The 24736-nt window shown below is 45.3% G+C and carries 24 protein-coding genes; 13 read left to right on the top strand and 11 right to left on the bottom strand.

Annotated features, from left to right (window positions below; translation table 11 throughout):
• Nucleotides 1–137: 137 nt before the first annotated feature.
• Entirely contained in the window at nt 138–1547 is a 1410-nt protein-coding gene (gene dbpA / locus MMG82_RS07810) for an ATP-dependent RNA helicase DbpA (RefSeq protein ID WP_241406697.1), read from the top strand.
• A gap of 244 nt (nt 1548–1791) precedes the next feature.
• On the top strand, nt 1792–2481 hold the full coding sequence (locus tag MMG82_RS07805; RefSeq protein ID WP_218737349.1) for a hypothetical protein: 690 nt from the start codon (nt 1792–1794) through the stop codon (nt 2479–2481).
• 183 nt (nt 2482–2664) lie between these two features.
• On the opposite strand, the gene MMG82_RS07800 is transcribed toward MMG82_RS07805, so the two are convergent.
• On the bottom strand, nt 2665–3087 hold the full coding sequence (locus MMG82_RS07800; protein WP_037429007.1) for a VOC family protein: 423 nt from the start codon (nt 3085–3087) through the stop codon (nt 2665–2667).
• 309 nt (nt 3088–3396) lie between these two features.
• Between MMG82_RS07800 and MMG82_RS07795 the strand changes: the two genes are divergently transcribed.
• The 4 genes from MMG82_RS07795 to MMG82_RS07780 are packed head-to-tail and all read left to right on the top strand — an operon-like array spanning nt 3397 to nt 6627.
• A complete protein-coding gene (locus tag MMG82_RS07795; protein ID WP_172590320.1) occupies nt 3397–4245 on the top strand; it encodes a MipA/OmpV family protein in 849 nt (282 codons plus the stop codon).
• A 9-nt stretch (nt 4246–4254) separates the two neighbouring features.
• Nucleotides 4255–4638 carry a DUF3019 domain-containing protein gene (locus MMG82_RS07790; RefSeq protein ID WP_241406696.1) on the top strand — a complete coding sequence of 128 codons (384 nt, stop codon included), beginning with the start codon at nt 4255–4257 and terminating at the stop codon, nt 4636–4638.
• A 1-nt stretch (nt 4639) separates the two neighbouring features.
• Nucleotides 4640–5341, top strand: coding sequence for a response regulator transcription factor (locus MMG82_RS07785; RefSeq protein ID WP_144346597.1), 702 nt, complete (start codon nt 4640–4642; stop codon nt 5339–5341).
• Complete coding sequence (locus MMG82_RS07780; RefSeq protein ID WP_172590319.1) at nt 5341–6627, top strand: ATP-binding protein; 1287 nt, start codon at nt 5341–5343, stop codon at nt 6625–6627. The genes MMG82_RS07785 and MMG82_RS07780 overlap by 1 nt, the downstream gene beginning before the upstream one ends.
• A gap of 93 nt (nt 6628–6720) precedes the next feature.
• Here MMG82_RS07780 and MMG82_RS07775 read toward each other — a convergent pair whose 3' ends face one another.
• The 3 genes from MMG82_RS07775 to MMG82_RS07765 all read right to left on the bottom strand — a co-directional run bounded on the left by MMG82_RS07775 (nt 6721) and on the right by MMG82_RS07765 (nt 9305).
• A complete protein-coding gene (locus tag MMG82_RS07775) occupies nt 6721–7179 on the bottom strand; it encodes a hypothetical protein (RefSeq protein ID WP_172591034.1) in 459 nt (152 codons plus the stop codon).
• 21 nt (nt 7180–7200) lie between these two features.
• Complete coding sequence (ompV, locus tag MMG82_RS07770; protein ID WP_218677827.1) at nt 7201–7974, bottom strand: outer membrane protein OmpV; 774 nt, start codon at nt 7972–7974, stop codon at nt 7201–7203.
• A gap of 290 nt (nt 7975–8264) precedes the next feature.
• Nucleotides 8265–9305: an NADP(H)-dependent aldo-keto reductase gene (locus tag MMG82_RS07765; RefSeq protein WP_218737346.1), complete on the bottom strand. Its 1041-nt coding sequence runs from the start codon at nt 9303–9305 to the stop codon at nt 8265–8267.
• A 453-nt stretch (nt 9306–9758) separates the two neighbouring features.
• Here MMG82_RS07765 and MMG82_RS07760 point away from each other — a divergent pair, with 453 nt between their 5' ends.
• From MMG82_RS07760 to nqrF, 6 genes are read left to right on the top strand one after another with little or no spacing between them, the layout of a single operon-like run.
• Nucleotides 9759–11129 (top strand): Na(+)-translocating NADH-quinone reductase subunit A, encoded by a 1371-nt coding sequence (locus tag MMG82_RS07760; RefSeq protein ID WP_241406695.1) that lies wholly within the window; start codon nt 9759–9761, stop codon nt 11127–11129.
• On the top strand, nt 11129–12343 hold the full coding sequence (locus MMG82_RS07755; protein WP_037429001.1) for an NADH:ubiquinone reductase (Na(+)-transporting) subunit B: 1215 nt from the start codon (nt 11129–11131) through the stop codon (nt 12341–12343). Before MMG82_RS07760 ends, MMG82_RS07755 begins: the two co-directional genes overlap by 1 nt.
• Complete coding sequence (locus MMG82_RS07750) at nt 12333–13127, top strand: Na(+)-translocating NADH-quinone reductase subunit C (RefSeq protein WP_037414594.1); 795 nt, start codon at nt 12333–12335, stop codon at nt 13125–13127. Before MMG82_RS07755 ends, MMG82_RS07750 begins: the two co-directional genes overlap by 11 nt.
• Nucleotides 13124–13744: an NADH:ubiquinone reductase (Na(+)-transporting) subunit D gene (locus MMG82_RS07745; protein WP_011071186.1), complete on the top strand. Its 621-nt coding sequence runs from the start codon at nt 13124–13126 to the stop codon at nt 13742–13744. Before MMG82_RS07750 ends, MMG82_RS07745 begins: the two co-directional genes overlap by 4 nt.
• A gap of 9 nt (nt 13745–13753) precedes the next feature.
• Nucleotides 13754–14362 (top strand): NADH:ubiquinone reductase (Na(+)-transporting) subunit E, encoded by a 609-nt coding sequence (gene nqrE, locus MMG82_RS07740; RefSeq protein ID WP_011071187.1) that lies wholly within the window; start codon nt 13754–13756, stop codon nt 14360–14362.
• Nucleotides 14363–14413: 51 nt separating this feature from the next.
• Nucleotides 14414–15631, top strand: coding sequence for an NADH:ubiquinone reductase (Na(+)-transporting) subunit F (gene nqrF / locus MMG82_RS07735; protein WP_037429485.1), 1218 nt, complete (start codon nt 14414–14416; stop codon nt 15629–15631).
• 357 nt (nt 15632–15988) lie between these two features.
• Here the strand turns inward: nqrF and MMG82_RS07730 are convergent, their stop codons facing one another.
• From MMG82_RS07730 to MMG82_RS07720, 4 genes are all read right to left on the bottom strand, one after another.
• Nucleotides 15989–16306 (bottom strand): ankyrin repeat domain-containing protein, encoded by a 318-nt coding sequence (locus tag MMG82_RS07730; protein ID WP_037414601.1) that lies wholly within the window; start codon nt 16304–16306, stop codon nt 15989–15991.
• A gap of 42 nt (nt 16307–16348) precedes the next feature.
• On the bottom strand, nt 16349–16912 hold the full coding sequence (locus tag MMG82_RS07725; protein WP_037414603.1) for a hypothetical protein: 564 nt from the start codon (nt 16910–16912) through the stop codon (nt 16349–16351).
• A 96-nt stretch (nt 16913–17008) separates the two neighbouring features.
• The gene (locus tag MMG82_RS21580; protein ID WP_260846243.1) at nt 17009–17137 is read right to left on the bottom strand and encodes a hypothetical protein; all 129 of its coding nucleotides are present in this window, start codon (nt 17135–17137) and stop codon (nt 17009–17011) included.
• 426 nt (nt 17138–17563) lie between these two features.
• The gene (locus tag MMG82_RS07720) at nt 17564–18076 is read right to left on the bottom strand and encodes a hypothetical protein (protein WP_172591031.1); all 513 of its coding nucleotides are present in this window, start codon (nt 18074–18076) and stop codon (nt 17564–17566) included.
• 866 nt (nt 18077–18942) lie between these two features.
• Between MMG82_RS07720 and MMG82_RS07715 the strand changes: the two genes are divergently transcribed.
• Nucleotides 18943–20136, top strand: coding sequence for a serine hydrolase domain-containing protein (locus MMG82_RS07715; RefSeq protein WP_172589488.1), 1194 nt, complete (start codon nt 18943–18945; stop codon nt 20134–20136).
• 162 nt (nt 20137–20298) lie between these two features.
• On the opposite strand, the gene MMG82_RS07710 is transcribed toward MMG82_RS07715, so the two are convergent.
• The 3 genes from MMG82_RS07710 to yjjX all read right to left on the bottom strand — a co-directional run bounded on the left by MMG82_RS07710 (nt 20299) and on the right by yjjX (nt 24638).
• Entirely contained in the window at nt 20299–22749 is a 2451-nt protein-coding gene (locus MMG82_RS07710; protein WP_047539886.1) for an ankyrin repeat domain-containing protein, read from the bottom strand.
• Between the two features lie 268 nt (nt 22750–23017).
• On the bottom strand, nt 23018–23947 hold the full coding sequence (locus tag MMG82_RS07705; protein WP_241406694.1) for a bifunctional helix-turn-helix transcriptional regulator/GNAT family N-acetyltransferase: 930 nt from the start codon (nt 23945–23947) through the stop codon (nt 23018–23020).
• A gap of 151 nt (nt 23948–24098) precedes the next feature.
• Complete coding sequence (yjjX, locus tag MMG82_RS07700) at nt 24099–24638, bottom strand: inosine/xanthosine triphosphatase (protein WP_172591029.1); 540 nt, start codon at nt 24636–24638, stop codon at nt 24099–24101.
• Between the last annotated feature and the right edge of the window lie 98 nt (nt 24639–24736).

Here is a 24736-nt window from a genome sequence, read left to right as displayed (position 1 = left end):
TACTTTTGGGTTGAGCGAGCGCAGAATTGAATTCTTGCCTTACGTAAACCTGAATCTTGATAAACCCGTTTAATCGATAAGTAACGCAATTTTAGTAACCTAGCAGCCGCTTCGTTACCCACCACAGGATATTCGCCTTGAGCAATTCAGATACTAAGCCTACTCCATCACTGGCTTTCTCGACCCTTAAGCTAAAAACCGAACTGCTTGAGAACCTTTCTTCTATGGGCTACAACGAGATGACGCCCATTCAGGCGCAAAGCTTGCCAGCCATTTTAGCGGGCGAGGATGTGATAGGTCAGGGTAAAACGGGGTCAGGTAAAACGGCGGCCTTTGGTCTAGGTTTACTAAATAAATTAGACGTTAAGCGTTTTCGCATTCAAACCTTAGTGCTATGTCCAACCCGCGAGTTGGCCGACCAAGTGGCGCAGGAGATCCGTACTCTGGCCCGCGGTATACACAACGTGAAAGTATTAACCCTGTGTGGTGGTGTGCCAATGGGGCCACAAATTGGCTCTTTAGAGCATGGTGCCCATATTATTGTGGGAACACCGGGGCGGATTGTCGATCACTTAGACCGCAATCGTTTAGATTTAAGTCATCTGAATATGTTAGTGCTTGATGAAGCTGACCGCATGCTCGAAATGGGGTTCCAACCACAGCTCGATGCGATTATTGAACAGTCACCACGCGAGCGCCAAACGCTGCTGTTTAGTGCGACATTCCCTGAGCAAATTCAATCGATTGCTAACCAAATCATGTATAACCCTGTGATGGTTAAGGCCGCGGTTACCCATGAAAAAAATACCATCGAACAGCATTTTTATCAGTTAGATGACGATAAGTCGCGCATGCAAGCGCTGCAATTATTACTGTTAGAACATAAGCCAGAAAGCGCCGTGGTATTTTGTAATACCAAGCGTGAAACGCAAAAAGTGGCCGACGAACTCGAGGGTTTAGGCTTTAGTGTTTTGGCCTTGCACGGCGATTTAGAACAGCGCGATAGGGACGAAACCCTGTTGCAATTTGCCAACAAGAGCGCCTGCGTGCTGGTGGCAACCGATGTAGCCGCCCGTGGTTTAGATATCGATGCGCTAGATGCCGTATTTAACTACCATGTGGCCTACGATACCGAAGTGCACATTCACCGTATTGGCCGTACTGGCCGTGCGGGCAGTAAAGGCGCTGCTTATACCTTTTATAACGATCAAGACGGTTACAAGATTGCCTTGCTAGAAGAGTACTTAGATCGAGAAATTACCAGTGAATCACTGCCATCATTAAGCTTGCTTGGCAGTGCGCCTAATGCGCCAACCATGATCACTCTGCAAATCGATGGCGGTAAAAAAGAGAAACTTCGCCCTGGTGATATTCTTGGCGCCCTGACGGGTGATAATGGCATTGAGGGTACGCAGGTGGGTAAAATCCTCGTGACCGACTACCGCGCCTATGTGGCAGTAAACCGTAAAGTGGCTAAAAAGGCACTGAGCAAGATCACCAGCGGCCGGATTAAGGGTAAGTCTTACCGCGCATGGTTGATGAAATAAACTGCTATTAAGTAAACAAAAAGCGAAGCCAAATGGCTTCGCTTTTTACTTTTTATAGTTCATAAATGTGAGTTCTGAATACTATTTTCAATCAATGTCTTGGCATATTATAAATACAAATTAAAAGTGATTAATTGAATGGTTTTATAAGTCTTTCATTCTGTAAATTTAATAATTTTCTTTGCTTTATAAATAAGCTGATTTTCAGCTGATGATAAAATATTTTGTATTATGGAAATAATAAATGGCAAATAATGCTTACCTAATTAACTCTGAGTTAATGAGTGGTTGTATCGAAACTTTAATAGAAAAAGCAGAACCTTACGATGTTGTTGCTACTGGTAGTAATCAAATTCCTGCGGCTTGGTTTTTTTGTTTTGAGGCAGCGGATCTCCAACCTGCTGAATACAATTACACCAGTGATGAAGATGAGCCAGGTGTATTTAAATTTATGGCTCCTTGTACAACCAAAGAAAGAGCCTTAGCAAATATTATTGCTAGCAAGCACTTGTTTGTTGAGTTTTGTGGACATGAAGCAATAGCAGAAGAATATTGGGCCAAAGCCGTTAGTGATCTACAAGACTTAAAATATCCCTACCTTTCAATGCATCCTTTAGAGGTATTTTTCTTAAATGATCCGGATGAGGACGCCATTACCTTTAATCAATGTTTTACCCGAACGGCGGAATCATTTTCAGGTATTGCGGAACTCTCCTTTTATGATAAAAATTTAGTGCCATACGGTTTAGTTGAGTTATATGCTAACCCTTATTTGAGTGACAGATACAGGTGTCGAAATTCCTCCTCTTTGGATATGGGGATTAAAGGTGTCGATACCTCTTCTTGGGTGCCAATGCCTGAGACTCCGGCGACTAAAGAGACTCAAGCTCCTATGCCTTTGCAGCGTGAAAAGCCATGGTGGAAATTTTGGTAACTTAGTCTCAGCTAGTTTCTGGGGAAAAGCGAAGCCAAATGGCTTCGCTTTTTTGTTTTTATTGCATCTAAATCCGAGTATTTGGTCGTAACTAGCGACACTTGCCATTACTGCATCGGTGTCGATGCAGAGTATGATTGCTAATGAGGGAAAGGCTGATTTGCTTTTTATTCAATCACATAGTTACTGACATCTTTTCGCCATGGGGTGGTGAGGGCTGAGCTGCAATAAATCCCAACGGTTGCCATAGAGATCTTCAAATACGGCTACAGTACCGTAATCTTGCACTTGTGGCTCGCGAATAAAGTGAATGCCTATTGACCGCATATGCTCATAATCGCGCCAAAAATCATCGGTATTTAAGAATAAAAACACCCGTCCTCCGGCCTGATTACCGATAAATGATTCCTGCTCGGGTTTGGAGGCTTTGGCTAATAGTAGGGCGGTACCATGGGAATTAGGCGGCGCAACCACAACCCAGCGTTTATCTTGCTCGGGTTGATAACTGTCTTCAATCAATTCAAATTTGAGTTTATTAACATAAAAATCAATCGCCTCATCGTAGTCTCTTACTACGAGTGCGATATGGACAATAGTCTGTTTCATCTTTGTTCCTTGATGTTGAGCCCAATCGTTGAGGCTATAGTAGCAAGGTGGTCGGGTAATGTATCGATATGCGCTCAAAGGATTTAATGAAAGAAAAACAGTTCAATGAGTTGCACTATATTCCCTCAGGGCCGCATAGGCTTAGCTTGCAGTGCGGTTTAGCCAGCTTATGCAAAATAAGGGGATTAGACGTACTTTGTGTTACCTAAAAAATCAGTCAAATGGTTACCCAAATATCCCTAAAACCCACACTTTCTAACAAACTGTTGTAATATGTAGCGCAACGTAACGAGTAAAAATGTGAATTAAATGGGCATGCATATTCATTGGCTTCTTATATTAATACTGAGCATTCTTCCCGGTACCGTTGCCGCATCAGATATTGCTAGTAGCGTGAATGGCGGCGCAAATCGCTTCGATGACGGAGGTGATTTTGAGCTGGGTATGAGTGTTTATGGGGTCAATCAAGTTGATGTCCGACAAGCAGAAGGCGGTACTGCGCAGTTATCACTGTTGGTCAGTGGTATGTATCAGTATAAAGGGTTGTTTATTGAGATGATTCACCAATCTCAGGATGGTGTGAATCTTGGAGTTAATCTTTGGAGCTCTGAGGATTGGTCCTTAGAACTGTTACTGGCGAACTTACAGGGGTCATGGGCTCGTCCGTCAGATGTGGACCCCAGCACGCTCGATGAAGCGGGTCGCAATGCTTATTTACTCTCAGAGGATTCTCTCTACATTGGCGCAGGGTTTCGTGCCACGCGTTATTGGGGTGATAACTACGTTTTTCAGTTCAGATTAGTGTCTGATTATTATGATGATCAAGGTATTCAGAGTACTGCCAGATTGGGTAAATCTTGGCAGGTTCGTAACTGGAATTTTCACGTATTGGGGAGCGTTGGCTATTCTTCTGCCACCTTAAATCGCTATCTTTTTGGTATCAGTAAAGAAGAGGCTACTGAGCAATTTCCCGAATATCGTCCGAGTAGTTCTTTTAGCTATGGTATGGAGCTAGGCGTTGCCTATCCTATCAGTGAGAATGTTGTCTTTCGAGCTATGTATCGCTTCAACCTGTTGTCCCAAGAGGTAACCGACAGTCCCTTTAATCAAGCTAGCTATGCATCGTACTTTAATGCCTCTATCAGCTATGTGTTTTAGGGAGAAAGCATGAAGCGATTCTTTCTATGGCTTGTGTTACTGAATGCGCCTTTTTTTGCTTGGAGTCAGGACGATTCGGTGATGTTTACTGCCACTCCCGAGCGTTGTATTGCACTACATAAAGGGCAAACCTGCTATCAAGATGTCTTATTTCGCTGGCAGACACCCGCGAGTGGCGAGTATTGCCTTATCCTCACGGATCGCCAGCAACAGCTAACCTGCTGGAGTGGTAACAGGTTGCAGGAATACCAATATAGTTTTGAAGGGGATAAAACGGCGACTTTCACTCTGATCCGCAATGATGACGTGCAAGCGCTCGCTCAAGTCAAAGTGATGGTCACATGGGTTTATAAGGCCCCTAAGCAGAGCCAGTCAGGTTGGAGGTTATTCTAATATGTCAGCTGAAAAGCACATTTTAGTGGTTGAAGACGATATCTCACTGGCAGAGTGGATCAGTGATTATTTACTGGATCATGGCTATGGGGTAACGGTCGCCAGCCAAGGTGATTTTGCCTTAGAGATGATTGCTGAAGAAACACCGGACTTAGTATTACTCGATGTGATGATGCCCGTTAAGAATGGTTTCGATGTGTGTAAGGAGGCGAGGGCATTTTACTCTGGGCCGATTTTATTTATGACGGCGTGTATTGAGGACGGCGATGAGATCCGCGGGTTAGATGCCGGGGCTGATGATTATCTCACTAAACCGATCCGGCCGCAGGTGTTGTTAGCGCGGATAAAAGCCCTATTACGTCGCGTGGGGGATGAAGAACAAAAACAACAGTTAGTGTTTGATTCTATGTTGCTTAATGCAACGGCAAAAACGGTCACTATTGATAAGCAGCTGCTGGATTTAAACGCCAATGAGTTCGATGTATTGTGGCTGCTGGCACTCAAGGCGGGCACTATTGTCAGTCGCAATGAGTTAGTCGCTGAGTTGCGAGGCTTTGAATACGATGGCTTGGATCGTTCGGTAGATATTCGTATATCCCGTTTACGCAAAAAATTGCAGGAAGCTTCAAGCCTGCCCTACAAAGTGAAAACCATCCGTGGCAAGGGATACCTTTTTTGCCGCGACGAGGCTGAGCTGGAGTGATGAAGAAATTAATCACTTCTCTGGTATTGGTCGTGTTGGTTTCTATTGCAAGCTTAGGATGGTCGATAAGTGAGTTTGCCAGCTTTTTGGATCCTGATAATGACACGCAAATCCCAGCCACTCAGCTCGCAGCATTAAAGCTGCTAGGCGGCACGTTGGCTAAAACCCTAGATGAAGACAGTGCCAGTCAGCATCGCGTCATAGAAAATTGGAACCAGCTAAATTCAGAGCAACTGTCTTTAGTGAGTGAAGCCGATTTCGTCTTACCCTCAGCCCTTAAAGCAGAGTTTTATGCGGGAAAATCACTTCTGCTCGAGTCCGATGACGGCATCTCCTTGCATTATTTACTGCCTAAAACAGGGCAAGTATTGAACATCAATACCGATATTGTTACGCCGACGGATGTCAGCTTTGACTTGAATAAGCTATACACCATGCTTTTTTATGGTGGTTTGGTGATGATTTTGTTGGTGTGGGTATCTCCTTTAATCCGTCAGCTAGTTAATCTTAGTAAAGTGACTCAAGCGTTTGGCATGGGGGATTTACAACGGCGAATTCCAGTCCAAAAAACCTCTTATATAGGCAATATTGAAAACGAATTCAACCGCATGGCTGATCGCATTCAGCAGTTGATTGATGACAACAAATTGCTCAGTCGAGCCGTTTCTCACGATTTGAAAACCCCGATTGCGCGGCTCAGATTTGGTATTGAGGCATTGGAAGAAACCCAAAGCGAGCAGCTTAGAGTCAAGTATTTCCAGCGCTTGAACCGCGATTTGGACACGATGGAAGACTTGGTAATGACATTGCTAAGCTATGCCCGCCTTGATGAAGCGAATATCGAGCCAGATTGGCAGTCGATTGAGCTAAATGCATGGTTGCTCGACACATACCAAGGCCAAGAATATCCAGGTTTTTCGGTCGAAGTGGTTACCTATTGCACACCACTTGTTGTCAAAACAGATCCTAACTACTTGTCCATGCAGGTTAATAATTTACTCAGTAATGCACTGCGTTTTGGTAAATCGACGATCCGGTTGAGCTTGGATGTAGAGCAGGGCGCGACTTGGTTACATGTTGAAGATGATGGTCCGGGGATTGATGAACATGAGTCTTTGCAAGTGATTAAACCTTTTGTGCGTGGTCAGCATAGCCGTGGTAATGCAGGTCATGGTATGGGGTTAGCGATTGTCGATAGAATTGGCTGTTGGATGGGCACGCCATTAAGCATTGGGCGCTCTGCTAAGCTTGGTGGTGCTCGCATGTCACTAACGTTTACGCTTTAGGAACGATGCCTTAGCTGGGTGTGCATATGGGGGCATAGGGGATAATGGGGATTAAAGTGCACCAGCATGAGCTGATGCACTTTGGATGGGCAATTAACTGTTTACATCGACATTATTCAGTATGTAATCCGTTTCGTAGATACGTGAACGGGGATTTTCAGGCTTGCTTTGTAAACCTGTGACTTCGACCATGACAGAGGTCTCCTGATTCATTGTCGATGTTCCCCACAGGATATCCTTACTCGCAGTTGCACCTACACCAAACTGGCCTACGGCGTCACGATCTGTTTGCTCGTGAGTAAACGTGAAGTAGCGATAACCCGCTTGCTTACATAACTCTGCCGACTTACGCATAACGTATTTACGAGCTAATGCACGGTCAGTGTTGGTGTTGCCAACAAAGCTTATCTGCCAGCCATCGGGCGCTATTTGCACGGTTTCAAATCCCTTACCGAAAGACCAAAATTGCTTTTCAGTATCATAGGAAGTGGCACAAGCTGAAAGCATCAGAGCTAATCCTGCGCATAAAAACGTTTTATTAATAGATATCATGATCTTGTCTCGTCAGATTACTTAGAAGCTATAGCTCACACCTAAGGTTGCCGCCCACTGATTACGGCTATCAATGAGTGGCGAGTCAGCCATATTGGTACCTAAGTACGAATAACCTGTAGCCTGGGTAATGTCTAAATGCTTAGTGATTGGAATAACTAAGCTGTAACCCAGTTTATAGGCGAAGGTACCGTCTGCCTGATATGCAGGGCGCTGCGCGGTTGCTTCGGATGAGTTAACACCTGTGTAGTAGTTGGCAAAGTCTTTACTAAAGTAATGTACACCGGCATAAGGCACGAGATCCCCAAAGCCAAGATTAATGGGATGGTAATAGGTGATATCAGCCTGAAAACCATTATAAACATTTGTCACATCGTGTTGGAATTTGGTTGAGAGTGTACCTACACCTAAATGAATGTCGGCGTTTAGCCCTACATCACCGCTGAATTTGCGATCCTTCATGCCCGCTAAAATATCGGCATGGTCGGCATCAAAACCCGGGTTGGCAACGGCAAAGATACTGAAATTAATCGCACTATCATTGGTGCCTAAAAAGCGGTAGTTAATACCGGATAGATCGACGTTGAAGTCTTCACCATGGTAGCCGCCATTGAGGAGGATACCCGTTTGGTGATCTTGTCCTTTGTAAAACTTGCTGCCAGTTGCGACACCAACTCCTGCAAAAAACTGATTTTGATGGCTATAAACATTACCGTTACGAATGTAAGTATTGCTTTCTGCAAAAGCATGGCTAGACATCAAAACACTTGTGATAACAAAGCAAAGTTTCTTCATTTTCTATCCTTAAAATTTCTGTCGAGTGGTAGTGCGAGCACTATATTTCAGTTCTTAAAAGGACTTTGTATCCGAATGTAACCTAGGATTGGGGATTGCGTTGAGGGTGTGGCTTGGGAGGTTAATGACGCAGCGTCAGTGAGAGAGGAATAAGGTTTCAATTAAGCTATATCCAGATAGGTACAGCGAGAAAAGGAATGCATAACGGCTTAGAGTTTATTGCTATTAAATCAATGGCATCAGGTGTATTTACCTGATGCCATCGTTCCATTATTTAACCCGCTTATCGACTAAGGGCAAGGTAATCTAAATTGATCGGATAGTTGGTTTAGTCGTACGAGTAACTCGGGCGATAGGCTGACTTTTAAGCTGTCGATATTCTCTTTCAACTGGTATAAATCTGTGGCGCCAATAATGTTTGAGCCAACAAATTTACGTGAATTAACAAAGGCTAGCGCCATTTGCGCGGGGGATAGATTAAACTCGCGGGCTAAGTCTACGTAGGCCGCTGTGGCATCGAGTGCCATTTGCGAACCAGTATAACGGGCGAAGCGTTTAAACAGGGTTAAGCGCGCGCCTTCGGGCCATTGGTTGTTGCAATATTTGCCGCTCAGGGCACCAAAGGCCAAGGGCGAGTAGGCCAGTAGTGGCAACTCTTCGCGGTGGCTGATTTCACTCATGCCCACCTCAAAACTGCGGTTGAGCAGGTTATAGGGGTTTTGCACTGTGACAATGCGCGGCAGGCCGTGTTTTTCCGCCAGTTGCAGATACTTCATCAGTCCCCAAGGGGTTTCGTTCGATACACCGATATAGCGCACTTTACCTTGGCGAATGACTTCGGCGAGGGCTTCGAGGGTTTCGAGGATCGGCGTTTGCTGCTCAATCTCTTGCTCGTCGTAAAATAATTCCCCGAAAAAGTTGGTATTGCGATCCGGCCAATGCACTTGATAGAGATCGATAGTATCGATTTGCAGGCGTTCGAGCGAGGCATCAACTGCTTGGTGAATGTTGTTCCAGTCTAGCGCCATGTTTTTGCGAATATAGTCACTCTTGCCACCTGGCGCGGCAATCTTAGTGGCGATCACTAGGTCATCACGGTTGCCACGGGCCTTGATATATTGGCCCAAAATGCGTTCGGTTTCGCCTTGGGTTTCCGGCTTTGGCGGCACAGGGTACATTTCCGCAGTATCAATAAAGTTGATGCCACTGCCGATGGCGTAGTCTAGCTGTGCAAAGGCCTCGGCTTGGGTATTTTGTTCGCCCCAAGTCATGGTGCCTAAACAGATTTTGCTCACCTCGAGATTAGAATGCGGTATGCGTCTGTATTCCATCTATTTCTCCTACGGAAACTATCTTAGTTCGAGGCTATCAAGCTTTTGCTGTAAAGCAAAGGTTAATGCGGCGCTAAGAATGTTAGTGGGTTAAAAATAACCAATGCCTTGTGGGGATTTTGCTAGGTTTATTGCGACATATTGTGCACTAACTCGCCACTGACTCTGGGTTTTGTGCCTTTGCCCCGATTCGTGGTCTAAGAGGGGGATTTTTGTCTGTTTTTATATAGTTAAGTTATTTCTAAAACAGTTATGACGTAATTATGAATTATTTGTTATAAAACTACATTTGAAGTTTTTGTTCAGAATCTGACTCGATCTTTATCACAAAATAATGCAATTTTACGTATATTACTTACGAAATTGCAGCGGAATGTGACGCCACTATCGGATTATCTGTTAACAAACATCTACCCTAAATTTATCTAAAAATTTTCATGGTTGATATTTGTGATGGCAGATTTTTCAAACCAAGTTATAACGATCAAAAAAGGCCTCTACTTGCCGATTTCGGGTGAGCCTAGGCCTATCATCGAACCCGGTAATAGGCCATCCCAAGTGGCCCTGTTGGGTGAGGAGTATGTTGGCTTAAAACCGACGATGTTGGTGGAAGTCGGCGATAAGGTCAAAAAAGGCCAACCTTTGTTTGAAGATAAAAAAACAAAGGGCGTACTGTTTACCGCTCCCGCCAGTGGCGAGATTGTGGCAATTAACCGTGGCGAGCGTCGAGTCTTACAATCCGTGGTGATCCGCTGCAATGGCTTAGACGCCGATGAGCAGATCCGTTTCGATATCCACACCGATTTACAGGCACTTTCTGCCGAGATGGTTCAGGCGCAATTGGTTAACAGTGGTCTGTGGACTGCGCTGCGTACCCGTCCTTTCTCCCGTGTTCCCGCGTTAGATAGCAAACCTGCAGGTATTTTCGTGACGGCGATGGATACCAATCCACTTGCCGCCGATCCTAGGTTGATTATTGCCGAGCAGCGCGATGCCTTTAAGGCGGGCTTAGCGGTACTAAGTCATTTAACCGAAGGCAAGGTTTACCTTTGCCAAGATAAGGGCGAAGCCTTAGTCGGTGCTGATTTACCAAAGGTTGAAGTGCGCCGTTTTGCTGGCGTGCATCCAGCCGGATTAGCCGGAACTCATATCCACTTTACCTTGCCCGTGAGCATTGAGCGTCAGGTATGGCACATCGGCTATCAAGATGTGATCGCTTACGGCAAGCTGTTCCAAACAGGTGAACTCTATACCGACCGCGTGGTGGCTTTAGGTGGTCCAAGTGTGCTTAATCCACGTTTACTGCGCACTCAGTTAGGGGCAGAGCTGAGCGCCTTAGTGGCCGATGAGATTAAACCCGGTAATAACCGTGTGGTGTCAGGCTCAGTGTTATCGGGCCATACCGCCCAAGGCGTACATGACTTTTTAGGCCGCTTCCACAACCAGGTATCGGTTCTCGCCGAAGATGCACAGCACCAAGTATTGCCTTGGGTGCGTGGCGGTTCGGACAAATTCTCTATCACCCGTGCGGTAACCTCCCGTTTATTTGGCCTGACTAAATCCTTCGAATTTACCACCCATCAGGGCGGCTCTCAGCGCGCCATGATGGCCTTTGGTCAGCTCGATCGCGTAATGCCATTAGATATTTTACCCACTCTGCTAGTGCGTGACTTAGTGGTGCGAGATACCGATGAGGCGCAGGCGTTAGGCGCATTGGAGTTAGATGAAGAAGATTTGGCCCTGTGTACCTTTGTGTGCCCTGGCAAGTATGACTTCGGTAAAGAGCTACGTGCTTGTCTAGATGTTATCGAGAGGGAAGGTTAATGACGACACAACCTAAAAAACCTGATTTACAGGACGACTACTACGCCACGGGTAAATCGATGAAGGGCTTTGTGCGCTCATTGGTGATCGCCAGTGGTCGTAGCACTAAGGGACAAGTGCACGTGCGTGACGCCATTGACGTAAAACGTACCATGACCTTAGTGGGCCTTTGTTTATTACCCGCCATTTTATTTGGCTTATATAACGTAGGCTTACAGGCACAGCTCGCACTAGCAAGCGGCTTAACGACGCCAGAAACCTGGAAACTCGCGCTGTTTAACGCTTTAAGCGGTGGCTTAAGTGCCGAGACGGGCGTGATTGGTTTATTCCTCTACGGCTTAAGTTTTTATCTGCCGATTTACTTAACGGCATTGCTGACAGGCCTGTTTTGGGAAGTGGTGTTTGCCAAGGTGCGTCGCCAAGAATTGCACGAAGGCTTCTTCGTCACTGCCTTGTTATTTACGCTGATTTTACCCGTTTCGATTCCGCTTTGGCTGGTGGTAATGGGGATTAGCTTTGGGGTAGTGATTGCCAAAGAGCTGTTTGGTGGTATGGGATATAACTTCCTTAACCCCGCATTAGCTGGCTTGGCCTTTATCTATTTTGCCTATCCATCTGAAGTCACGACCGTTAAGCAACTGGTTGCCGTGGATGGTTTTTCTGGCGCGACAGCCCTAGCGCAAGCCGCTGCCGGTAAGCTGCAATTTGCCGATTACGCTTGGTACAGCGCCTTTAGCGACCCTAACTGGTGGAATAATTTCTTCGGTTTTACCGTGGGCGCGATTGGTGAAACCAGCACGCTCGCTGTGTTGCTCGGTGGTTTATTGCTGCTTATCACCCGTTTAGCCGACTGGCGTATTGTGGTGGGTGTGATGCTGGGCATGATTGCCACTGCAACCTTGTTCAATGTTATTGGTTCAAGCACAAACCAGATGATGGCAATGCCTTGGACATGGCACTTAGTCACGGGCGGCTTTGCTATCGCGATGATGTTTATGGCGACCGATCCTGTCACGACCTCTTATACCCGCCAAGGCAAGTTCGCCTACGGCGCCTTGATTGGTTTTATGACAATCCTTATCCGTGTGGCTAACCCCAAAATGCCAGAAGGCGTGATGTTAGCCATCCTGTTCGCCAACCTGTGGGCACCGCTGTTCGATTATCTGGTGGCCCGTGCCAACATCAAACGGAGAGTAAAACGTCATGGTATTTAAGAAAGATACTGTGGTGGGGACCATGATCTTCACCATTACGCTCTGCCTTTTGTGCTCCTTTATGATCACCGGTACCGCAGGCGTATTAAAAGAACGCAAACTCGCGAAAAAACGCGATGAGTTACAACGTTATGTGTTGATGGCGGCCGATGTCAATTTAGGCCAAGGTAATGAGTTTAGAGAGATTTTTGCTAAATCCGTTAAGCCATTATTGATTAATCTCGACACAGGCAAAGTGGACTCTGATGCCAATGTACTCGACTTTGACGAGCGCATGGCGGCGATTAACCCTGAAACCTCAAGCGCCCCTAAAAAGGATATCGCCAAAATCAAGACCCGCGCCAACGATGCCCGCGTGTTTAAGGTGTTCGATGATAGCGGCAAATTAACCAGCGTGGTCGTGCCTTTCTACGGTAAAGGGCTATGGTCGATGATCTACGGTTACGTGGCCGTCGAGCCTGACTTTAATACTATTAAAGGCATGGTGGTTTACGAGCACGGTGAAACCCCAGGTATCGGTGACTTTGTGACTGACCCACATTGGTTATCCCTGTGGAAGGGTAAACAACTCTTTGATGAAAAAGGCAAGTTTGCGATGCGCCTCGTGAAAGGCGGTGCCAAAGAGGGTGATATCCACGGTGTTGATGCTGTGAGTGGCGCGACCATGACAGGCCGTGGCGTACAGCGCGCAATGGAGTTTTGGTTTGGCGTCGAGGGTTTCCAAACCTTCTTCAACCAATTAAAGGCATCGGCTGAGCAAGGTGAGTTGGGAGGTGCAAAATGAGCAACAGTTTATCCATGCGGGACATGCTAGCAGGCCCTGTATTTGCCAATAACCCAGTGGCGATGCAAGTGCTGGGGGTATGTTCGGCGCTGGCGGTGAGTAACTCCATGCAGACGGCCGTGGTGATGACACTGGCGGTGACCTTCGTACTGGTGTTTTCTAACCTGATTATCTCCGCCATTCGCAACTTTATCCCTAATAGTGTGCGGATTATTGCCCAGATGACGGTCATTGCCTCCTTGGTGATTATTGTCGACATGGTATTGCAGGATGTGGCTTACGAGCTATCTAAGCAACTCTCTGTATTCGTTGGGTTAATCATTACTAACTGTATCATCATGGGCCGCGCAGAAGCCTTTGCGATGAAGTATCCACCGCACTTAGCTGTGGTCGATGCCGTGGGTAACGCGGCGGGTTATGGCTTGGTGCTGATCAGTGTGGCCTTTGTGCGTGAGCTATTAGGCACGGGCAATCTGTTTGGCCATAGCGTGTTGACTACGGTTGAAAACGGCGGCTGGTACTTACCTAACGAGATGTTTAAGTTGCCCCCAAGCGCCTTCTTCCTGATTGGCCTGCTGATCTGGAGCATTAACGTGATCCAGCGTAAACGCGGTTAAGGAGCGGATATGGAACACTATATTAATCTGTTTATACAGGCCACTTTCTTAGACAACATGGCGCTGTCGTTCTTCCTCGGTATGTGTACCTTTTTAGCCGTGTCTAAAAAGGTGTCGACCGCTTTCGGCTTAGGCGTTGCGGTTATCGTGGTGATGACCTTAGCCGTGCCCTTAAACCAACTGATCTATGCGAAGGTGTTAGCACCGGGCGCATTGGCTTGGGCGGGCATGCCTGGCATCGACTTAAGTTACCTGCAACTGATCACCTTTATCGGTGTGATTGCGGCCTTAGTGCAAATCCTTGAAATGTTTTTAGATAAATACATTCCAAGCCTGTATGACTCCCTCGGGATCTTCCTGCCACTGCTCACCGTAAACTGCGCGATTTTTGCCGGGGTGATTTTTATGGCTAACCGTGATTACAACTTTGCCGAATCGGCGGTGTTTGCCATGGGTTCGGGCACGGGTTGGGCGTTGGCGATTGTGATGCTGGCAGGGCTGCGTGAGCGGATGAAGTTTCATGCGATTCCTGAAGGCTTACAGGGGATTGGTATCACCTTTATTACCACAGGGTTGATGGCACTTGGCTTTATGTCTTTCTCGGGGATCTCGCTGTAACGCGTGGCTGAGAAAGTGAAACCGCATTCTGTTTAGAAAAAGGGTTATCGAATGGAAATGGCAATAGGCATAGGCATGTTCACCTTAGTGGTGTGCCTACTGGTGATAGTAATCCTTATCGCCAAAAAGAAATTAGTGACTACCGGTGAGATCACTATCGGGATTAACGACGACGCCGAGAAAAGCATTAAAGTTGCCGCGGGCGACAAGCTGCTTGGCGCCTTGGCGAGCAAGAATATTTTTATTCCCTCGGCCTGTGGTGGCGGCGGTACTTGCGGCCAGTGCCGAGTGAAAGTCAAATCGGGCGGTGGTGATATTCTGCCAACAGAACAAGGGCATATCACTAAAAAAGAAGCCAAAGAAGGTTGTCGTCTCGCCTGCCAAGTCGCGGTGAAAACCGATATGGAACTTGAGCTAGAGGAAGAAATCTTCGGCGTGAAGAAGTGGCAATGTGAGGTGATCTCAAACGACAACAAGGCCACCTTTATCAAAGAGTTACTGCTAAAACTGCCCGAAGGTGAAGACGTGCGCTTTAAGGCGGGTGGCTATATCCAAATTGAAGCGCCAGCCCATGTGGTGAAGTACGCCGATTTTGATATTCCGGCTAAGTACCGCGACGATTGGGAAAAATACGGTCTGTTCGACTTAGTCTCCACCGTTAATGAAGATGTGCTGCGCGCCTATTCAATGGCGAACTATCCCGATGAAAAGGGCCGCATTATGCTTAACGTGCGTATTGCCACGCCACCATCGGCCAATGTGCCACCGGGTAAGATGTCTTCTTACATCTTTAACCTCAAGGCGGGGGATAAGGTGACTATTTCTGGCCCATTCGGTGAGTTCTTTGTGAAGGATACCGATGCAGAAATGGTATTTATCGGCGGTGGTGCGGGCATGGCACCGATGCGCTCACATATTTTCGATCAGCTAAAGAGTAAAAAGACCAAGCGTAAGATGAGTTTTTGGTACGGTGCCCGTTCGACCCGTGAGGTGTTTTACCAACAGGATTTCGATGCATTAGCGGCTGAGAATGACAACTTTGTTTGGCATGTGGCGCTGTCGGAGCCGTTACCAGAGGATAACTGGACGGGTTACACTGGCTTTATCCATAATGTGATTTACGAAAATTACCTTAAACATCATAAGGCACCAGAGGATTGCGAGTACTACATGTGTGGCCCTCCAATCATGAACTCCTCGGTGATCCGTATGCTTGAAAGCCTAGGGGTCGAGCCTGAAAATATCCTGCTCGATGACTTTGGTGATTAAGCGGTAAGTTGAATACAAAATCGCGTTAGGCAAAGCTAGTACACCTGAGTCCAACGCGATTTTTGTTTATTTTAGGGCGTGTTGACGTTTCGAGATTAAATTTTGTTCGTTCTGGCAAGTTCGTGCTCGCGAAACGAGGAATGATGTGTAGTTATTCTACTCAAATGACGAGTGACAAAGAGCAAGGGCTTGCCAGACGAACCCTTCGGGCAGCGTTTGGCTTGCATTTCTGCTGCGTTATCGCCCGTTTATGTAGAATAACTACACCGCACGGGCTTTACCTTGCATAAAAGCCAGCCAACTCGCTGCAAAAATAACCCTGAAACGTCAACACGCCCTAGTTTTAGGCTTTGATATCTAGCTAAAGGATTTACCGCCATGGCGGCTTAAATAGCTCACCATACGCTGACTCTCAGCGGTATAGCATCCCATGCGAAACTCTCCTTGCCAGTAAGCAATATCGAGCGGACGATACCCCAGCGCATTTGGATGATTCACATCGGCACCCGCATCAACCAATAGTTTGAGCAATTCAAAAGACTGTAGCTCACAGGCATGCAACAGTGCCGTCATCCCATTCTCGTCAACCCCTTGAAGATCAGCGCCATTGGCAATAATGCGCTTAACCGCAAGTGTATCCTTGGCTTTAACTGCATGGATAAGTTCAGTGCTCATAGGGATATTTAACCTGTTCCTGTGAAGCAAATTTAAAGGAGATCAATCAGAAACGCCCAAGTGAAGCAATACAACTCCTTTCCTGCCCTCGATAGCAAAATCAACCCATTCCATCTCGTACCATTCATCCGTTATCAATGAAACAGCTAAAACCCTTTTGACCTCTAGCAGCGCATCAAGTTGATCACTTATCTGTTTGATAAATTCGTCTCTAAAGCTTTTTATGGACATTGAAAAGGCGTTATCGACATCCTTAAGAGAAGTAAAAGCTGAGCTGCAACCACCCTGTGTTGTAGGTAGGAGATAGGAAAAAAGCCAATTATGAAGTGCTGCATTGATCTCACGACGCCAGTCTATGACTTCACTAAAGCTAACCGTGGCATCCTTATAAAAACCCTTAAGATAATTTTCCGTTGCAATCTCTAATGGTTTTGATGCATAAATTTTAATGATTTCAAACGTATAGCCGTGATTCGCTTTATTGTTTACATAGGATAGCCCTGTGAGTATCCCGTTTAACGTACCCAATTTATAGTCAAAGTTGTCCATTTCAGTTACTACACGCCTTAGCCATTGAAAACGGCAACCAATAATTCTATCTGCCATTTTAAATCAACAACATAATCTGCTTTCGGCTTCCCCTCAAGCGAATAGTGATTGAGATTGCTTTAAAGACGTGGCAAAAGTGGCTGTTAACATTAGTCAATGTGAATAGGCTCGCCATGGCATTGACTCACCGACACGCAGCAAGTCCGTCCTTGGATGCTCGACCGCCCCGTCCATGGGGCGGACGGTCGTCTCGCCCATCACCATGGCTCTCCTGTTTAACATCGGTGTCGCCTGTTTATTTTAAAGCAGATATGTTGCTCGTTTTGGGACAAAGCCTTGTTAGATAATTCACCCCTCTTAGCCAGATTCGGATTAGCTCTTGTAATAGCAACGCTTCGTTTGGCTACAAACCAACCAACACTCGATATCTCCAGTCGAAATAGGCATAACAGGGGCATGAACCAGTTCTCTAGAGAAATGATTCATCTTAAAGGAAAAACCGCCCCAAAATAGCTGCAAATGGCGGCCTAGGACGGTTTTTTTTGGGGGGGCGTGAATCAGTCTGGTGTAGAGTGATTCATGGGCGAGTTTTATAGTTAGAATGCCATTTACACGGATTATTTTACACTCACCATTTTTAGCTTTTGCTTGCTGTATTTGTTATTTAGATAATCGAATTAATTTTACTCTCATGCCCACCCCAAAAGTTTACCTACTTAAAACCTTCATCATTTTATTTTTTTCATTGTAAATAACTGTAATCGGACGAGCTTCCATACCATGAAATGCCTGATAGTGGACTAATGATGAGCATGTTAAATAACCATCACTTCTAGAGAATGATAGAGATTCAATACGAGTATAGGAAATATTTACCAAAGACTGTTTTATGAGGTTGTTACACGTTACCCTATCAATTTCACCTTGTTTTGATTTTAAATATTCACTAGTTTCTTTCTTGTAATCAGCTTCTATTTTTTCTCGTGTTTTTTTGTATTCCAAGTTCTCTAATCGCCTTTCATTAATTTCGTTATCTCTTCTAGCTTTCATCTGCCCTCTGGTAATACAGTTAGATTCTTCTGGCGAAAGTCTGTTATTAAACCTTATTGTTTCTATCTCACACTCTGGAAATTCATCTAATCTTTCTTGGTTATGTGCTGACAATGAACACCCACCCGCAGATAGTGTAAAAGATAATAAAAAAGCATGAATTATTTTCAATTTCAATTTTCCATTTTTTGATTAAAAAACTTTGGAGAAACAGTGAGAATCACAGCTAAGCGATTAATAACTCACTCATTTAACACCTCGAGTAACACGCTTCCATCAACAATATTTGAAGACATAAAACCATATGGAGTTGAAATTTTATTCTCACTTTTGCAGAACTGGCAGACAAACCTATATGTCACCATGATCCTTGGTAATTCGGTTAAATATACATACGCATCTTTACTGCATGATGCACACTTCACCTTACATTGCGTATACATAATTCCCCCTTCAGATACATCATATAATATTACCGATACACTTTTCTTTAAATAATTGTTTTAAATGGCTTTACTGGTTCGATCGTCAGTGGCATATAATGCCAGTTACATAGCAGCACAGTAGTCTTATCCTAATATGAACGGACTTGAAATTCTGTCAATTAGGCACCTGAGATTGGATTATGGGATTATTTGCGTGGTTCGCGTAAATTGGAAAAATGGTGCTTGGCGTAACCATATAATCCCCCTAGAAGTTGAGTGCCATTCCCAGCCTAATAATAGGCGCAATCTTCTGCATGAACCAGACTAGGCAAGTCTAATTCACTGTAACTGATGTTTAAATCCCTTATTGTCAGGTCTTACTTTTCGGTATTCATTACTTTAGAATTTAACAAGCCACCCATTGTTAAATTTTCTAAAAGTGATGTTAGGCATCATTCTGTGTAGTGCATTGCGAGCAGACCGCGCGAAAGCTAGCAGAAGTTCACCTCCTTTGGAAGCGATAGCAATTTATCCAAAATTTAACATTCCTACTGTGATAAGCTGGCCGCTTTCTAATCAGGCAGTATTTGCTAATTAAGTTAAGGATAACCCATGCGTTTGAGTGTTATCGGCTCCCTGCTATCGGGGTTGTTATTATTCCCAAGTGCCAATAGTGTTGGTGAGTCGTTTGAAACTGCGATTGTGTCGGAAAGCGCGCAAGGCGGTCAGTCAGTTAAGCTTGAAAGCCAAACTGCATCTTCAGAATCTAAGCTTGGGGAGATTAAGAGCTTAATCCAAGCCGCGATCAAGGATTCGCCGCAGCCATTGAGTGGCAGTGTTATCCTGCTTGAGCGGGGTAAGCCGCTGTTTGAATTGCAAAAGGGTGAAGGTATTAGTAAAGATTCGCGCTTTGTGATGGCATCGCTCTCTAAACAAATCACTGCAACCTTAATATTACAGGCGGTTGATGCGGGGAAACTCGATTTAACTCAAACGCTTAATCATTACCTTTTTAGTGATGCGAAGGGAGATAACAAGGCATTAAAAGCCGTTGTGGCGGGCACAAATTCAAGTGCAAACGCTTTAAATCCCGGTCGATATGATGAGCGGATTACGCTGCATCAACTGCTGACGCATACATCGGGCGTTGATAAACTGGGTAAGGCCAATCGATTTGAGCCTGGTCGCCAATTTGAATACTCGAACTTTGGTTATTCACTGCTTGGGCAAGTGCTTGAGAAGGTTAATCACCAATCCTTTGCCGAGCAAGTGGCGCAGTTTGCAACGCGATACCAGCTTCATGGTTTGAGTGCAGAGCTTGGCAGTATTGCGGCTATTCACAGCAAAGTGCCTTCACTCGCTGTAGGTTTACAGGAAAGCGAGGTGATTGCCCCCTCTGATTTAGTGCTTGATGAAGCTTTGTTGCCCGCTGGCGGACTTATTGCCTCGGCGGCCACTTATGCCGACTTTCAGCAGCAATTACATGCTGGCAAGTTGTTGAGTCCAGAGAGTTATCAAAGGATGACAACGGCGTATATCGAGTTGCCATTTTTGTGGCCGAATATGCGTTATGGTTATGGAATAAGGATCAATAAGGACGATGGCCTCGTCGAATACAGTCATACGGGTTATTTAACCGGTTATATGTCGATGACGCTGCATTATCCCGAATTTAATATGGATTTGGTGATGCTGGAAAATCTATCGCTAAATCTCAATGATCGCGCTCGAGTATTTGAACTGCATAATCAGATCCGCCAAATTATCCGTAGCCAGTTGCTGCTTGCAAAAGCTTCTAATGTTTAAGCCTCTGATGTTTAATTAAACCTTAGCTTTCGCCATTATGTTGGCGAATAGACTGCTAAGTCTGCTGATCCGCGGTTAGGCTTAAACTCGAAAGTATAAAGCCCCTTTAAGTGACGATATAAAAGGGGCTTTATCTTGGGTTGCTAGCTAAGGTGCTCACTGCTACCAAAAGCGCTTTCTTAGTGCGGTTTCGATTTCAATTTCTACCCTAAAGTATTGCAAAATTGTCCAAACAGAATCGACTAAGGCTTCGGTAAGTGCGGGATAATCATCCCCGATAACCTTGTTGATTTCATCAACCATTTCATCGAGATAGTCCTGAACCCCTTCTTCAAATTCGGCTTTTGTCGCTTGATTGCGGAAAAAGCTAAAGTTGTCGAGCTTTTCAATCAATAGTTCCACCAGTTCTTTAACCGAGTTTAACTGTTGAGCCGTGATGCTTGGATCGCTGGCTATCGGCTTAAAGAAATGCAGCACTTTGTTTTTGAGATCAAATAGCGTCGGGATTTGGCTTCTATCCACCGCCGCATCACTGACCTCTAATCTGGCTTTATGAGTATGTGCAGGTTTTGGCGCCTCCACATGGGTTGTGCCACATTCAAGCGTAAGCGATGCGACTTCTGGCTTCGCTACGTGATGGTCGATAACTGTGGGGGTGGGGGGTATTTCACGCCCTAGCTTCTGTAATAGCCGACGTTGGAAATAACTTTGTGGCAGGGCTTTACTCAGAGCTTGCTCAAGTTGGGACTCACTGTAGGGGACGATTTGCAGTAGTACTTCGAAAATCTCTTTATATTCCTGCTCCATAGTCACGCTTAGCGGGTTATTACCGATACTATTAGTTACGGTTAAGTCAGCGCCATATTGCTGCAATAGTCTTAAGATCCGCACCGCCGTTGATTCAAAGCGAGGAAACTCATTCGAGCTGCCGCCCATCACGGCGCAAAGGGCGGGGGTGGTGTCTTCGGCATTGATGGCATTGGGGTTGGCGCCATGTTCGAGTAACACCTCAACGCAGGACTGCGCGCCGTAATAGCAGGCGCACATCAGTGGTGTAAATTGTTCATCTACTGAGAATTCTTCAATTTTGGCTCCGTGGCTTAGTAATAGTTCCACAGTATTACGCCGCATCGGGCCAGTAATCTGATCCCACCAGTAGGTCGAAATCGCCTTGTGCAGAATAGGCGAATTATCATGGCCGCAATGGGTAAAAATATCCCCGCCTTGGTTAATCAGCCATTCAAGTACTTGGGTTCGACAGGCGATGGCCGCAGCGGACACATAGTTAGTGTTGTAGATATTGGTGAGACTTAAATCGAGTCCCTTGGTGAGCAGATATTCCATCACTTGGATAAGTGTGGCTTGATCTTCTTTACCCGAACCACGTTGGCAGATAGTCAGCAAGCTTGGTTCATCCACCGCACCAAATTTTTTATTGATATCCATACCATATTTTATGAAGAGGTCGAGAAACTCCGGTAGAAAGGTTTTCTTCTCGACCATTGGATAAACCAATAGTCGCAAGTTCGACCAGGCCAACATTTCGTAGGGTTTACCCGCATTCATAAATACAGAATTGGGATCCGCGCCATATTTGAGCAACAGCTCTAGTACTTGATAGATATATTCCCGTTGATTCACATCGGTAAATTGGGCGTTATTAATAAATTGGTTGAGCACGGGGGAATGGTCGGCGTCAGGCGGTGTCATCCTATAGATGCGATTGATATCGACGGTCGCCTTAATCAATTTTTCGATAATTCTGAGGTCAAATTCTGAGGTCAATGCCGCATAGAGCAAACTTTTAGCGTGGGAGTCGGCTTTGAGCTGCGGATAATGATCTAGCAGATATTCAGTGTATTGTTGTGATTTAGCGTAGACACAGAGTTCGAGTAAATTGGCGTCATCCCAAAAGCTGCTATCGTTGGCCATAATATAACGGGACTTTTTAAACTCAGGATAGCGTTTTACTAATGGCGCGAAGGCTTCAACTCCCCAAAAGTCGCTGGAAAAAATAATCTCTTCAATCAGGCTTAATTGGCCAATGTCCAAATAAAGATCTTTATTAATGAGATGTAAAAAGACATCTTTACTGCGCTCAGCATAAAGGATTTCTAAGGGATGATTTAACTCGCCATTGGTCCAAAAACTTACTGAATGATTGATATCCAGCCCCAGTTCAAGCAAGTGATCGAGCATGATAATCCGCTGATTATCTTGGTAGATATACTGAGGATTTGGATGAAATAAGTAGTTTAACCAGCAGTTATTAAATTGATTTTGATAGTAAACGTTAGCACCAGCCTTGAGGTAGAGCTTTACCAACTCAGGATTATTAAACTCAATTGCTGCGTGCAGGGCACTAAAGCCATTGCATTCAATTTGAGCGCCATTATCCAGCAGATATTGTATCAATTCGAGGTCGGATTCAGGGCTACGAGAAAGCGGGACTAACACATTACAGGGGGAAATATCGGGATCAATAAAATTAATATCACCGCCATTGGCGAGGTACTTATTAATTTTTTGAATTTTCTTGGCTGTAGACAGCTCGTTATTAACACATATTTCCCGCAGGGTGAGATTATTATCACCAAAAATCCAATTTAGCATGGGCTTCCCTATTTAATGCTTTAACAATAATGCAGCAAAATCATTTCAAATAAACATCATTTAACTGAGTGATTTTGTGTGTATTTTAATATGGTTAGCCACTAAAACTCTATGCTAATAAGGAGAATTAAAGACTGATTTTAGTTGAATAAGTGATTAACTGTGTTGGTTGGCATTGATTGCCGCTTATTATCAGGCAGGATGTTTAGCGAAGAATATAGCGGGGATTTACTCGGTTGGCAGACCATCCGTGGCCTGCTAAATGGAATTATTTAGGTTGCAATGGTAATAACATCGGGATCTCACAGGCATCGTGGCCAGTATTTCCTAGTGGTGCGCTCAGAGAGTAAAAACCTAAGTGTTCATAGAGCTTGAGTGCTTCTTTTAATATCGCAGTCGTTTCTAAGTAGCAGCTTTGGTAACCCGTTTGACGGGCAAAGTCGAGAGCGAGTAATGCTAAACGTTTAGCTAAGCCTTTACCGCGGATTTCGGGCATAAAGTACATTTTTTGTAGTTCACAAATGCCTGCATTATTGGCAAGTGGGGCAATGCCTGCACCACCAACGACTCTACCTTCATATTCAACAACCCAATATTGAGCACCCGCTTGCGAATAAATCTGACTTAAACAATCTAAGGTCGGGTCGGCCACGCTATAGCCTTTATCTGCGGTCAAACCATATTCGGCAGATACATCGCGGATAACTTGGGCTATGGCGGCATCGTCGGCGGCAGAGGCTGCACGAATAATATAGCCCGATTGCTGTTTGGCTTTATGTATTGCTTGGTTGTACTGCATCAGCGCCTGCTCAATATGTTGAATTTGATCAGGTGTGAGTTGCGCTAAGATTTCTTGAAAAAGCTGATTTTGTTGGTTATCGAGTTTTGCGAGTAACTTTTTACCCGCGCTCGTCAGTTGTACTACAAGGCAACGACTATCCTTAGGGTGCATTTGGCTCTGGGCGAGATGCTTATCGATTAAGTGCTTTATTGCTCGGCTAGCATTGGATTTATCAATACTTAGTTTGCTGGCGAGATCTTTAATGGTTTGCGGTTGATTACCTATCTCAAGCAAAGCATGGGCTTGCACGGGGGAGAGAGGTAAATCACCGACTGCTGCGTTAAGCATGCCTAAATGCCTCACCATATAGCGAGAGAGCTGCCGGAGTTGGCTAGATGAGTCTAAATCATTTGCCATAGTTTAATTAAACGCCTTTACGTTATGCAACGTTGAGCCTGACGAGTATTGCAAGCTGGTGGGCTAGCTAGGCTTATATCGCATAATTTAGTTGCAAGTTACAACTAAATTAGCGGGCTTTGCGTTGTTTTGCAATATTTTATTAACAAATTTATAGGTAAATCTCGGGATTTAAAAACGGCGCCATCGCGAGGATGATCGCTTGGGTATAATTGCTTTCACGAGTAGCGTGGCCGTGGGTGAGCAGGCCTATTGCGCCACCTTTTTGTTTGATATTGACAGTATTAAACAGTCTATCTATCACATGACCCAGCTCTTCACCCGCTTCAAGTGCCTGATAAACCTGCATCGGCAGCGGTAACAGTGCGCCACGGCCAATGCTTAAGCGTTGCTGGTGAGCAATTGCAATATAGGCAAAGGTTGCTGGGCCAAACTCGAAATGGTCGACGCCGCCTTCCATCGCAAAATAATAATCAGCTTCGGTATGCCGTTGGCAATAGTTAACGCGATTCACTGCACCTTGGCGGGTATCGCTATCTGTCATGGGCTGGGCGGGGACGCCAGAAGGTGCGTCCATGCTGAGGGTTTCAATCTGGGATTCAGGAAACAGCAGCTTCATCGCATTGGTCGCAGCATTCACTTTGACGGGGTTTTCCGACCCAACGATTACTTTGATAATATTTTGTTGCATATAAGTTGTTTATTTTGATTTTTAAAGTGGACGCTCATATGGATCATTGCTTAAATGGTCGGAGGTGTCTCGCCTATGGGTTTTCTATTCTGCCATAT

It is taken from the genome of Shewanella sp. MM_2022_3 (genome assembly GCF_022557375.1).
GTDB classification, from domain to species: Bacteria; Pseudomonadota; Gammaproteobacteria; order Enterobacterales; family Shewanellaceae; genus Shewanella; species Shewanella xiamenensis.
Note: the sequence above shows the minus strand (reverse complement) of the source record. Positions and strands in the feature narration are given on the sequence as shown.